This window comes from Cytobacillus spongiae (genome assembly GCF_021390075.1).
In genome coordinates this window covers 1,920,379-1,933,697 of the sequence record NZ_CP089997.1, presented here as the reverse complement: position 1 = coordinate 1,933,697, position 13,319 = coordinate 1,920,379, and the positions used below count along the sequence as shown (strand labels likewise).

The window sequence follows — 13,319 nt, the reverse complement described above, 5'->3', positions numbered from 1 at the left end:
AAGTTCTCTTTCATCGACTTATTCGTAAAAACTGTTGCTATAAAATGATAAAGGTCATTTTGGATTTTGCAGCGAACAGCATTTAATAACCATTCAACTTACACGAGCATGCTCGCAAAATCCACATCCAATTGACATGAAAAACGCTCAGAAATCGGTCAGAGCATTTTGGTCATTGCATGTCCGAAAAAGTAAGATTACTCCCCTAAATTCAATAACCATTTACGCAATTTTGCCTTTGGGTAGTACACTTTATGGTTTATAATCACGTGGGGAATGTCCGAATGTTCTTGTATTAAAGACTTTGCATCTTCTTTTGAGATTCCCATAAAATGATGTACATCATTTTCTCTGATTAGTTCGTGTTCGTCCTCTTCGTTCAATGAGTCTATTAAACTTTTGGCATGAGGATTTTTAAAATTCTTAAGACCATCTCCAATAAAATATCCTGCCGCTGCAATACCTGCGCCTAACAATAATAAATCCAATTCCATTATTGTCCCTCCCGAATTGTGATACATTATATACGATGAATGACCAAAAAAGTGTCAAAAATTTTTCCTTTATGAATCTAATAGTTGAAAATATTATTGGATTAGCTGCTTCCTAATCCCTAAATTCTTATAGGGAAAGTTCAACCGAATACCTAATCTCAACACTCTATGAACATAGCAAAAAAGATAGAAACAGCTCACAACAGCCATTTCTATCTTTTTTTGGTTAATTTAAAAAGTGAAATTCGGTCATGCTTCCCGATTGTGTGGCGATGACCTCTAGTCTAGCATCAATGCGCTCTTTAAGCTCGGGTACATGGGATATAATTCCCACTAGTCTGCCGCTGCTTTGGATATCAATCAGCGCCTCTATTGCTTGGTCAAGGGATTCGGGGTCAAGTGTCCCGAAGCCTTCATCGATGAACATCGTTTCCAGTGAGACTCCTCCAGCATACTGTTGAACGACGTCGGCAAGCCCTAACGCAAGTGACAATGCCGCTTTGAAGCTTTCTCCACCAGACAATGTTTTTACATGACGTTCTTGCCCTGTGTATTGATCAAACACGAGGAGCTCTAATCCACTTTGTACATTTCCCTTTGAGCGATCGGTTTTTCGGATTAACTCATAGCGCCCGCTTGTCATTTTTGATAAGCGGCCATTTGCCTCTCGTAAAATATCATCAAGAAATGCCGCTAGAACAAAGCGTTCAAATGTAATTCGATACGTATTCTGTCCCTTGGAGATTTCGTATAAGTGCCCAATCAATTGGTACCGATTTTCAAGGTCTTTCAACTGTTGGTTAATCCGCTCTATTTTTTCCTTCAATTCTTCGTTTTTGCGTTTAGCCATCAGCACATTTGTATAATTTTCTTGAAGGATGGCGATTTCGTCATCTAGCTCTTTTAATGCCTGCTTCAGCTTGTCCATGTCAGGTGCTTTTACATCCTTTAAAACCTCGGATAGGTCCTGATATCGATCGGAGACAGACCTGAATTCCTCCCGGTAATGACGAATGGCCTTTTCAAGTGCTGCCATCTCCGCCTCCGAACGCTTTGCATCCTTGTACGGTCCATATGTGTCAAAGCCCTGCTCCTTCATCATGATAAGGAATGTTTCCCGCTCCTTTTTCAGCTTTTCATCTATTATCTGCGCTTGTTGCTGCACGGTTTGGAGCCTAGCCTTTTCAGTAGAGCTGTGCTCCTTCGCTTCCTGGTAGTTGAGCTGTGCTTGTTCGAATCTTTTTTGAAGAAGCTCTTGATGTTGAATCGCATCTCTTAAATGCTTCTCGAAAGCACTTAATGATCGCAAATGCGCTGGAATAAGCTCAACCATTCGCGTCAAGGTTGTATTTTTTTCAGTAAACGAAATCGTTCGCTCATTGAACTCTTTCTGAAGAACTTCGAATTGAGAAGCGTAACTTTTTTTCTGCTCCTCGAAAGATGTCATTTCTTCTACTATTCGCTCTAGCCTTAGCTTTTCTTGTTTGATGTTGGATTGCTGTCTTTCGAGCTCTTTTAATTCAACTGAAATGGCATGTTGGATTGCCCCTTGCTCATCCTCATTGAAATTTGGGCGGCTCTCAGTAATTTCTTGAAAAAACTCTTGAACAATAGCTTGAAGGGATTGAACTTGTGATTGAATTTCATAGAAGCTAGATTCAGCCTTTCCTTTTTCGGCTTCTAATTGGGAAACATGCTCCTTAGCGCTTTTTAAATCATCTTCGGATGGGAGCTCAATCGACTGATCATGCGCCGGCTTTGGGTGATTGGCAGAGCCGCATACAGGACATGCCTCGCCATCGTGAAGCTGGCTCGCTAGAAGGGAAGCTTGTCCACTGAACCATCTTTGCTCAAGTGTTTGTAATGTATCTTTGCCATCCTGAAGACGAGCGTTTGTATGTTCCAAAAACTCTTTTCGCTTTTGCCGCTCTTGCTTGGCTGCACGGTAGCGAGATGTTTGCTGCTCGTATTTCAACAATCGCTCGTGCTCCCTTGCTAGCCTTTCCATTTTTCTTTCATTTTCAAAAAACGTGAGCTGCCCTTTTTCCAGCTGATTTTTCTCCGTTATGAGTGACTGTAGGCTCTCTTCAGCCCTTTTAGCGGCTTGTTCGGCTTGGACCATTTGCGCTTGCTTTCCATCTAACTGCTGCTTTAAGGCACTCACTTCCTGTTGAACAGTGGCAAATACCTCGATATCCTTTTGCAAGCTTTGGAGGTGGCTGACTGCTTCAGCCGCATTTCTTCGCTCGTCCTCCCGCTCTCTTTCATATGCTAGCAATTGCTCTTTTTCCTTAAGCAAGCTCTCCACTTGTTCGAGCTTGGCACGAATCTGTGCAGCATTTTCTTGGGTGTTGTCAAGGTCTTCCTTCAAGCGGTGACACAACGCTTCCTGATGCCCTAACACCGCCGCTTTTTGGGCGTGAACGATTTCCTGCTCCTTTTTCGCAAATTGCTCCTTTTGAGCCTCTAGCTCCTCCTTCTTTCCCTTTAACTGATCTAGAGTGGCCAGCTGTTTGAGGAGGTGTTCCGCTTCATAGATGTTCTGCTGCAGCCCATCTCGTTCCTTTTGTTTCTGCTTGGCTTCCTGTGATAATGCGTCAAGGGATTGATTCATCAAGTTCATCTCTTCAAGCAATAAAGGGAAAACTACGGTATCATTGACACTCCCTGCTTCAAGTTCACTTTTCAGCTCTTCCAGATGGGTGGCTACAATATTGCGTATGGCCTCATTCCGCTCATCTAGCTGCTGCTCGACTGTTTTTCTCAAGGAAGTGGCTTCGTCCTTAAGTTTCTCTTCAATCCTTTTATACAATTCGGTATGGAATAACCGTTGCAGAATGACCTCTTTGTCCTTACTATCAGAGGTTAGCAGCTTGCGAAATTCACCTTGTGGAATCATGAGAATCTGCCTGAACTGATTGCTGTCAATCAGCATAATTTCTTTAATTTTTTCATCGACATCACGAACGTTTGATGCAAGGAGCTGCTGCTTGCCATCTTCCTCATATAGGAGCAATTCAGCGGTTGCTCCAATCATCCGAAAGCCGTCGCCACGTTCCTTTTTCTTTTCCTGCTGAGGAGAGCGCTTAATGAAGTAGGTTTTATTTTTCAAAGAAAATTCGAGTGTAACCTCTGTTAAAACATCGTCTCTCGCAAATTGACTACGCAGCTCAGGGCCATTTCGGTCCTCTCCGCTTGCTTTTCCGTAGATCGCAAAGCTAATCCCGTCAAAAATCGTTGTCTTGCCTGACCCGGTTTTACCAGAAATCACAAACATCGTTCGATTTCCGAGCGAGGTGAAGTCAATCGTTTCTTTGGCCGCATAGGGACCAAATGCTTGCATCGTTAGCTTTAATGGCCTCATTTCGAATTTGCCTCCTTTACTACCTTTTCAATCACATCGATCATGGCTTGGCGCTTGTCTTCTGTAAATTCGGCCGTCGTCATTTCATGGTAAAATTGCTGGAACAAATCGATTTCTGATTTCTTCTCTTCCTTCACTGAGGTAAAAAAAGATTTATGCTTCTGATCGAGCTGGATGACTTTTCGCTCGAGATGAAGGACATTTGGATAGACTTGACGCAGCTTATTAATTGGGTCAATTAATGCCCCTTCATCTAACAGGTTGATTTTTACGTAATCTTGGAGATTTTGCTTGCCGTAGAAGCTTGGATCTAGCAGCTCCTCTAAATGGCCTTCTAGCTCTCTCATATCTTGCTTTGGCTTTAAGGAATGGTAGCGTATATCAAATGTGCCATTTTCCTTCATTTCTACGATGAAAACAGATTTCTTCTGCTTCGCTTCGGAAAAAGAATATTTTAATAGAGAACCAGAGTACTTTACCGTGTCGTGCTTAATTGCAGTTGGGCTATGAAGATGTCCAAGTGCAGTATACGAAAACGGCGCAAACAGCTCAGCGCCTACACAGCCTGAACCCCCTACAGATAGTGTCCGCTCCGAATCGCTTGTTTCTCCCCCTAATACGAAGGCATGTCCAACAAATACATTGGGTTCATTCGGATTCAGTGTTTCTTCCATTTTTCCAATAAGCGCCTTCATCGCATCTTGATGTGAATGAATGGAATCATCATCAAGCAAATGGCGCACGTAGCCAGGCTCGGCGTACGGAGTTAAATAGAAGTTCACACCATTTATATGAACCGGGCGAAAATCATTGGCAAGCTTTCCAGCTAAATAAAACTGGCTGTTTCGGTACCACGAGCTCCCGAACGATAGCCGCTCGGCACTATCATGATTTCCAGAAATAGCAACGACCGGTGTCTTCAGTTCGACATTGATCATATACAGAATTTCATCTAACAGCTCAACCGCATCGGTCGGTGGGACTGAGCGATCGTATAAGTCCCCGGCAATCACAACCGCATCAGGCTTTTCATCTTCTACTAGTTGAACAAACTGCTGCAATACCTCTCGCTGATCCTCGGTCATATACACACCGTGCACAAGCTTCCCCAAATGCCAGTCCGCCGTATGAATAAATTTCATGACACTCACCTCTCTACTCTTTATATAATGATTCTATCATTATACCAAATCAAAAATTTGAACGCGGGTTACAATTGTTGGGGATTTTTATGGAAGGTGGTGGTGATAGGAGTGGAGTGGATTTTGGTTTGAAGGCGAAATTGGCGAATGGTTTGGGTTCTGTATGAGCCGGGACTGTGTTGGGACACGGTAGACGAGTTTGCTTTGATTTTTGTCTGGACTGGACAGCGGTTTGGACAACTAATGCGCGTTTTCTTTGGCTGTTTGTTCGAGTTGGTCTCTGCTTCGGACACGCTAGCGACTTTTTCTTCGGTTCCTGTCCGAAGTGGTCCCTGCTTCGGACACACAACCGACTTTTTCTCTGGTTCCTGTCCGAAGTGCTGCCTGCTTCGGACACGCTAGCGACTTTTTCTCCGGTTTCTGTCCGAAGTGATCCCTGCTTCGGACACGCTAGCGACTTTTTCCCTGGTTCCTGTCCGAAGTAACCCCTGCTTCGGACTCACAACCAACTTTTTCTTCGGTTTCTGTCCGAAGTGCTCCCTGCATCGGACTCACAACCAACTTTTTCTCCGGTTCCTGTCCGAAGTGGTCCCTGTTTCGGACAAGCTAGCGACTTTTTTCTCTGGTTTCTGTCCGAAGTGATCCCTCGGACACACTAGCGACTTTTTCTCTGGTTCCTGTCCGAAGTGCTCCCTACCTCGGACTCACAACCAACTTTTTCTCCGGTTCCTGTCCGAAGTGCTCCCTACCTCGGACACACAACCGACTTTTTCTCTGGTTCCTGTCCGAAGTGCTCCCTGCATCGGACTCACAACCAACTTTTTCTCCGGTTCCTGTCCGAAGTGCTCCCTACCTCGGACACACAACCGACTTTTTCTCTGGTTCCTGTCCGAAGTGCTCCCTGCCTCGGACACACTAGCGACTTTTTCTTCGGTTCCTGTCCGAAGTGCTCCCTACCTCGGACACACAACCGACTTTTTCTCTGGTTCCTGTCCGAAGTGCTCCCTGCCTCGGACACACTACCACTTTTTCTTCGGTTCCTGTCCGAAGTGGTCCCTGCCTCGGACACACTAGCGACTTTTTCTTCGGTTCCTGTCCGAAGAGCCTCCTGCTTCGGACACACAACCGACTTTTTCGCTGTTCTCTGTCCGAAATGGCCCCACCATGATACACCATATCACCAACCTCCCAGGCACAACTAAAAGCAGCTCACCCTAATAGGTTGAGCTGCCGGTAATTGATCAAGATCAATTATGCTTTTTGTACGTTAGAAGCTTGTGGTCCACGAGCACCTTCAACAACTTCGAAAGTTACTTCTTGGCCTTCTTCTAAAGTTTTGAAACCTTCTGTTTGGATTGCAGAATAATGTACGAATACATCATTTCCGTTTTCAGCTTCGATGAATCCGAAACCTTTTTCAGCGTTAAACCATTTTACTTTACCGTTCATAATAAAGAATCCTCCTACTGGCTCGTAAAAGCCATGTGTAAAATTTTCACCTTTACACAACGTACATTAGTTTTACACAGATTGCTCATCCAAACAGATTTTGTAACTATTGAATAAGAACTTGCAATAAAAAATCTAACACGATGCATAACGGCTGATTCCACTTTAGCATTATTATAACCTGTTGTCAATCACTGTGATCTTATATTCTTTCCTTCATTCGCTCAGGTAGATTTTGAATCGATTGAACGACCACATCTAGTTTGGCTTCAATTCGATGAAGCAAATAGAGGGTTACAACGATTGGAAATCCAACTTCACTAATGAATGGAATCCATTGATCCACGGTACTTCCTCCTTTCTTTTTTCTCCTTTATTCAAAAACAAGGCTAGCCCCCAACCGGTTCGCTAGCCCTGATTTCTTACATTAAGCTAATTCATATTCTGTCACATTTCGTTCAATTACACGTGCACCTTTTGCTGAGACAAGTGTCCCATTATGACCTTCAAAGACGTTCGCTGCGATAATTTGATCCATCGCCTGCTTGACCGCCGAAGGATTAATCGGCTCAATAGGATTGTCAAACGTCAAATTCGATGTCTTTCCGTTGCTCGTGACAAATTGTAGCTCTAAAGACTTTGCCATGATTTCACCTCCCTTCTTTTATCTTTAGTGATTAGCCAATAATTTCGGATCGATCATCACGCTCTACAGAGAAAAGTGGATCTTTGCAAAGGGAAGCTATGGCTTGTCCCACAGCATGAAGCTGGTCAGCTGTAGCGGTCCCTTTTACATTGCTGTATGCCTTTGCTTTTAAAATCGGTTCACCTTTCTCATCCACTCCCGTTTCAAAGGATAATCGAAGCTTTGATTCCGTTAACATTTCTTGAGCCATGTGTATCACCTCCTTTCACCTTATATATATATCGAAGTGGGGAATAATGGACATGGGGAAAAGGAAAAATGTTAAAATAGGGAAAACAACTTCAAAAGTTTAAAAACTGTTCACTTATTGATGAATTTTCGTTTAAAGCTCTATGATATTCTTCTTGTAGAGCGTCAGGTCCTCTGACGTCATACCTTTAAAAAAGCTAGGTGATAATTATGAACATCTTACAGTTATTTACTGCTCTAACACCTATACTCGCCGTTTTCTTATTTTTAGTTATTTTTCGATTACCGTCTTCTAAAGCCATGCCAATCAGCTTTATCACAACAGCCGTCTTGGCGGTGCTTGTTTGGAAAATGGAGCCGATTCGCGTATTCGCTGCATCAATTGAAGGAATCATCGTCGCCATTTCAATATTATGGATTGTGTTTGGGGCGATTTTGCTTCTGAACACCCTGTCGTTAAGTGGGGCTATGGACACCATTCGCAATGGGTTTATGAATATCACTCCAGACAGGCGCATCCAGGTCATCATTATTGCTTGGCTGTTTGGTTCATTTATTGAAGGAGCTGCTGGCTTTGGTACACCATCTGCCATTGCTGCTCCCATCCTTGTTGCACTTGGATTTCCTCCCCTTGCAGCTGTAGTCACTGCACTTGTTTCCGACTCTAGTGCAGTTACATTTGGTGCAGTAGGAACGCCCATCAATGTTGGGGTGAACCAAGGACTTCAACAAGGTTCAGAAATTGCGCCACAGGTTGGACAATTTCTAGGCAATCAGCCGATGGAAACCTTCTTACAGACCATTTCGGAAAAAGCCGTTTTCTTTGATCTATTTATTGGGACATTTATTCCGCTGATTATCGTCATGATTTTGACTCGCTTCTTTGGAGAGAATCGTTCGTGGAAAGAAGGACTGGCTGCTTGGAAATTTGCACTTGTCGCAGGCTTGAGCTTCACAGTCCCTGCCTTTATTGCTGCAAATTTATTAGGTCCTGACTTTCCTTCTATGTTTGGAGGACTCATTGGGCTCGCGATTATCGTACCATTAGCGAGAAAAGGCATTCTTACACCAAAAGAAGGATGGGACTTTAAGCAAAAAACGCAGGATTCGGAAAAAGCAGCCTCTGACACGCCGAAAAAAGAAATGTCCCTGTTACTTGCGTGGATCCCATATATTTTAGTAGCCGTATTATTAGTTCTTACACGTCTAAAGGTGTTGCCGTTAAAAGAGCTTCTACAAAGTGTAAAAGTGGGAATAACCGATATTTTTGGGACAGGAATTAGCAGTCAGTTTGAGCCATTGTATTTACCAGGGACCATTTTCGTCATTGTCGTGTTGATGACGATGTGGCTTCATAAGATGAGCGGAAATGCGGTGAAGGAAACCTTTCAAACGTCTTTCAAGACACTTGCTGGCAGTGCAATTGCGCTTGGGACAGCAGTGCCAATGGTACGAATTTTTATCAATTCAGGGATTAACGAAGCTTCTCTGTTAAGTATGCCAATGGAGCTAGCCCTATTTATTTCAAATGCCGTTGGTGACGGCTGGCCACTTGTGGCTCCTTTAATCGGGGCTTTAGGTTCATTTATTTCAGGAAGTGCGACATTCTCTAATATGATGTTCTCACTTTTCCAGTTTAGCGTGGCTGAACAAATAGGCGCTGATCCAGGAACGATTTTATCTGCACAAGTACTTGGATCAAATGCTGGAAACATGGTTTGTGTACTTAATGTGGTTGCCGCCGCATCTGTAGTTGGTCTAGTTGGTAAAGAAGGAACCATCATACGCTTCACTTTAGGGCCGATGTTCTTTTATGTCCTCGCAACTGGATTATTAGCATTTGCTGCCCTGACTTTCTTTTAAGTGATAGGATATAGAAAAAAATCGGTAGAGGAATTCCTCTACCGATTTGTTTATTTTCCTATGAACATTTGTGTCCAGTAGTTGCCGTTTTCGATGTAGCCAACACCAATGTGGGTGAAGTTGTTGCTTAAAATGTTTTTACGGTGACCTTCACTATTCATCCAGGCTTTAACGACCTCTTCAGGTGTTCGCTGACCCATAGCGATGTTTTCTCCAGCTGACTTGTAGCTGACTCCAAAGTCTCTCATCATGTCGAATGGAGAACCGTACGTTGGGCTTGTATGGGAGAAGTAATTGTTCTTTTGCATATCATTCGATTTTTCTCTAGCCACATTACTAAGTGCGGTATCCGCTTTTAATGCAGGCAAGCCATTTTTTTGACGTTCTTGGTTGGTTAGCTCAATAACCTTTGATTCAACAGCAGAGATTCCTTTTTGTGTACCCGTATCAGCTTTTGGTGCAGGTTGCTCAGCTGCTGGCGTTTGCTGCTCGGCTTTTGGTTGCTGTGTTGGCGTTTGCTGTTGGTTTGGCTGAGTAGCTGGCGTTTGCTGCTTTGGTGTAGGAGCTGTAGCTTTTGGCTGCTCCATTCCACCTTGTTTCGTTCCACCATCAGATTGATATACCCAAACCTTTCCTTCTTTCGCAATTTTCCCATGTGGAAACTTGTTACTTGGAATCGTAGTGCTAAAAGAGTTTTGGTCTATCGTAATGTAGCCATTACTCATTTTTTGGATTCCTTCTGCTGGAGCTTGTCCTTTTTGCTGATTCATGTTATTCGTGCGGTTTTGTATATTGTAGCCATAATTCATGCGGCCTGGCTCATTTTGCTTGTAGCTTACATTTTGAATCGGATGATTTGTAGCTCCTCGATCCATTGCATCATCATTTGCTCCACAGGCTGCTAAAAGCAACATCATACTAGCTGATAAGACTGGCGTGAACCATTTTTTCATGTGCTTCTCTCCTTTGATTTCGATTTCCCCTTTATTATCATGCGTAACTCTCTCCTATCTATAAATGGGAAGTATTCGTGAAAAAAGCAAAGAATAGAAAAAACACTAGACTTAACTCCTAGTGTTCATCATCAGTCCGATATTTAATTCAGCTGCCATCAGATGGAGATGCTCGATTTGGGAAATATCATGGGCAAGAAGTGGTAGTTTGACTATCAGCTGCTCCGAAAACGATTGCTTAATATCATGAAGATAGGCTGCTTCATTTTCTCTCCTTCTCTCCATAAACGCTCCGTCTGCCGTTGAGGGAATAACTTTATTCACGATAATCGTTCGAACCTTTAGATCATAGCTCTCTAACGTATCAATCGCTTTTCTTGTCTCAAGAATCGGTAGTCGTTCTGCATTCAAAACAAAAAGAAATTCGGTTTGACTCGGATCAAGAAGCACCTTACGAACCTGTTGAAATTTTGATTTTCGTTTTTGTAGTGTTTCATATATCGGATCATCTAGCTCCTCTCCGTCATTCATCCACTCGGCACGCTGCTCATGGAGCTTTTTCCTTTTTTGAAGCATTCCATCAATCCAGACACCCATTAGTTCAGGCAAGGTTAACAATCGAATTGTATGCCCGGTAGGCGCTGTGTCAAATACAATGCTGTCATAGTGTTCTTTTTCTTCTAAAATAATCGAGGTAAGCTTGTCGAATAATGCAGCTTCATCTGCCCCTGGAGCTGCAGCAGCCAAGTCAATTTGCCTATGGACCTCATCAACCATAGTCGCTTTGACAAGACCCTTCAAATTCTTTTTTACCTCGTTAATATACCTTTTTGATTCGGCTTCCGCATGAATTTCGAGCAGGTCCAAGCCCTTCATTACATTCATCTTTTCCCCTTTTGCTTCTATATGAAATAAATCACCTGTATTATGGGCGGGGTCTGTTGAGACAAGCAGCACCTTTTGTCCTTGATTAGCTAACAGGTATGCGAGTGCGGATGAGGTTGTGCTTTTTCCCACTCCTCCTTTTCCTCCTATAAAATACACTTTCTGATGTAGATTCATTTCTTCCCCTCCTTAGCAGCATCGAATTCCATTTAATGGCGAATGCTCCATTCCCATTCGAACATGCCACTCATGAAACCGCTCGATTAAGTGCGGATACAGCTCTAATGTGTAAAAAAATGCTGGATTCGGGAGACCGAGCAGTTCTGATGCACATAGAAGCATAAAGAGATCTTCCTCATCTCGCAGTTCCCTTGCTAGCTCTAAACGATGTGGCTGCTTTAGAATTTCATCATATGTATCCATCACTTTCTTTATTTGCTCTAAAAACCTCATGCTCTCACCTCCATTCATTCGAGTTAAAAAAAACAGGGAGACCGGGAAGTATCACCGGTCTCTAGCCTGCTACATTTGTTGTGTAAAAGGTGGGTTATCTCTTTTATTCAGGGCAATAATTGCTTCAAGCATAATCCAAAACACAAAAACGAGGATCATCCCGCCTAAAATAAATAGAAGCATGTTAGCATCAGCGGTTCCAAGACCTGACCATGTAAAGACAACCTGCTGGATCATCGCCCAAAGCGTCATAAAGAATAAAAACACCATTGGAATAAAGGTAACTAAATAATTTCGACCTTGTCGCTTAAGCCAAATGGAAATGAGCAATAAGCTAATACCCGCTAGCAATTGATTGCTCGTACCGAATAATGGCCAAAGGAGATAGCCCCCAGAACCAAAGCCGTTTGGTCCTTTTGGCAATAATACAAGAGCCGCACTTGATACAACGGCAATTGAGGTCGTTACATGTGTCTTTGTTAACGGCTTAAAGTTGTACTCTTCTCCAATTTCAGCAATAATATAGCGCATTAATCGAACAGACGTATCTAGAGTAGTTGCTGCAAAGCTTACAACAATAACTGAAACAATGGTTCGAGCAATTTCTGCTGGAATCCAAACCCCTGTCGCTAACTGAGCCGCCCCATTAATAAAAGCTCCTAGGCCACCTGCACTTGCTGCGGCAAAGCTATCATAAGCTGCTAGGAAGTCCCCTTGCGTTGCGAAAACGGTTACAACGGCAATGATGGCAATTAACGCTAACGTACCTTCCCCTACTGCACCTAAATAACCAACAAACCTCGCATCTGTTTCTTTTTCTAATTGCTTAGAGGAAGTACCTGAAGAGACAAGACCATGAAATCCGGAAATCGCTCCACAAGCAATCGTAATAAACAAGAGTGGAAACCAAGAAACATCCGTTGCTGCTGAATTGGTCATCGGAGCTGTGATTTTCGGCTGTAAAAAGACAAGGCCAGCATATAAAATCACAAGGCCAACAACAAGTTGGTGTGAATTAATGTAATCTCTCGGCTGCAAGAGCTTCCAAACCGGTAAGGTCGAGGCAATGTAGCAATAAACCATTAATATGACAATCCATACAAAAAAGGACATCGATACCCCATCTAAACCAAATAGTACGTGCTGATCCGCACCACCGAAATATTTCACTAAGTCAATTTGTAATAACGGGATCTCACTTGCTAATACGGCTGTACCATACATCACAACGAGTGCAATAATGGACGGAATTAGCATTTCCTTTTTCTTTTTATAGACAGCATAGCCAATCCAAATGGCAAGTGGAATTTCAATGAATACTGGCAATACACTCGCAGGAAATTTAATAAATAAATTCGAAATCACCCAAGCGAAAACAGCATTCACCATTAACACCAAGATAAGAATGATAAATAAAAATAGCAATTTTGCTCGTTTTCCAATCAGCTTGCTTGTGATTGTACCAACGGATTGACCTTTGTTTCGTACAGATAATACAAGCGTACCGAAATCATGTACTCCCGCTGCAAAAACAGTTCCAAGAATGACCCATAAGAAGGCAGGGAGCCAGCCCCAATAGACGGCAATCGCTGGACCAACAATCGGTGCTGCACCTGCGACAGATGTAAAGTGATGCCCCCATAATATCACCTTCTTTGTTGGAACGAAGTCTACCCCATCCTGATATTGATGGGCGGGCGTCACATAGTTTGGATCTAACCGATAAATCTTTTCTGCCACCCACTTCGAGTAAAAACGATACCCAAGTGCAAACACTGTCATTCCAATGATGGCTAACCAAAGTGAATTCATTATTGTACC

12 protein-coding genes are annotated in these 13,319 nt (G+C 43.0%); 1 reads left to right on the top strand and 11 read right to left on the bottom strand.

The features are described from left to right. Nucleotides 1-197: 197 nt before the first annotated feature. From LS684_RS09785 to LS684_RS09755, 7 genes are all read right to left on the bottom strand, one after another. On the bottom strand, nt 198-494 hold the full coding sequence (locus tag LS684_RS09785; protein ID WP_233811393.1) for a DNA-binding protein: 297 nt from the start codon (nt 492-494) through the stop codon (nt 198-200). A gap of 226 nt (nt 495-720) precedes the next feature. Then, nucleotides 721-3,858: an AAA family ATPase gene (locus LS684_RS09780; protein WP_233811392.1), complete on the bottom strand. Its 3,138-nt coding sequence runs from the start codon at nt 3,856-3,858 to the stop codon at nt 721-723. After that, entirely contained in the window at nt 3,855-5,000 is a 1,146-nt protein-coding gene (locus tag LS684_RS09775; RefSeq protein WP_233811391.1) for an exonuclease SbcCD subunit D, read from the bottom strand. Before LS684_RS09775 ends, LS684_RS09780 begins: the two co-directional genes overlap by 4 nt. A 1,251-nt stretch (nt 5,001-6,251) precedes the next feature. Further along, on the bottom strand, nt 6,252-6,452 hold the full coding sequence (locus tag LS684_RS09770) for a cold-shock protein (RefSeq protein WP_233811603.1): 201 nt from the start codon (nt 6,450-6,452) through the stop codon (nt 6,252-6,254). Nucleotides 6,453-6,651: 199 nt separating this feature from the next. Beyond that, the gene (locus tag LS684_RS09765; RefSeq protein ID WP_233811390.1) at nt 6,652-6,795 is read right to left on the bottom strand and encodes a YvrJ family protein; all 144 of its coding nucleotides are present in this window, start codon (nt 6,793-6,795) and stop codon (nt 6,652-6,654) included. An 81-nt stretch (nt 6,796-6,876) separates the two neighbouring features. Next, nucleotides 6,877-7,095, bottom strand: a complete 219-nt coding sequence (locus tag LS684_RS09760; RefSeq protein ID WP_233811389.1) for a DUF2922 domain-containing protein — start codon at nt 7,093-7,095, stop codon at nt 6,877-6,879. A gap of 31 nt (nt 7,096-7,126) precedes the next feature. After that, the gene (locus LS684_RS09755) at nt 7,127-7,345 is read right to left on the bottom strand and encodes a DUF1659 domain-containing protein (protein WP_233811388.1); all 219 of its coding nucleotides are present in this window, start codon (nt 7,343-7,345) and stop codon (nt 7,127-7,129) included. A 209-nt stretch (nt 7,346-7,554) separates the two neighbouring features. Here LS684_RS09755 and LS684_RS09750 point away from each other — a divergent pair, with 209 nt between their 5' ends. Beyond that, nucleotides 7,555-9,207, top strand: a complete 1,653-nt coding sequence (locus tag LS684_RS09750) for an L-lactate permease (protein WP_233811387.1) — start codon at nt 7,555-7,557, stop codon at nt 9,205-9,207. Nucleotides 9,208-9,257: 50 nt separating this feature from the next. Here the strand turns inward: LS684_RS09750 and LS684_RS09745 are convergent, their stop codons facing one another. The 4 genes from LS684_RS09745 to LS684_RS09730 form a co-directional block, all read right to left on the bottom strand. After that, a complete protein-coding gene (locus LS684_RS09745; protein WP_432418807.1) occupies nt 9,258-10,160 on the bottom strand; it encodes a CAP domain-containing protein in 903 nt (300 codons plus the stop codon). Between the two features lie 111 nt (nt 10,161-10,271). Beyond that, nucleotides 10,272-11,222, bottom strand: coding sequence for an ArsA family ATPase (locus tag LS684_RS09740; RefSeq protein WP_233811386.1), 951 nt, complete (start codon nt 11,220-11,222; stop codon nt 10,272-10,274). A 12-nt stretch (nt 11,223-11,234) separates the two neighbouring features. Beyond that, a complete protein-coding gene (locus LS684_RS09735) occupies nt 11,235-11,498 on the bottom strand; it encodes a cory-CC-star protein (protein WP_233811385.1) in 264 nt (87 codons plus the stop codon). A 69-nt stretch (nt 11,499-11,567) separates the two neighbouring features. Then, a complete protein-coding gene (locus LS684_RS09730) occupies nt 11,568-13,310 on the bottom strand; it encodes a carbon starvation CstA family protein (RefSeq protein ID WP_233811384.1) in 1,743 nt (580 codons plus the stop codon). Between the last annotated feature and the right edge of the window lie 9 nt (nt 13,311-13,319).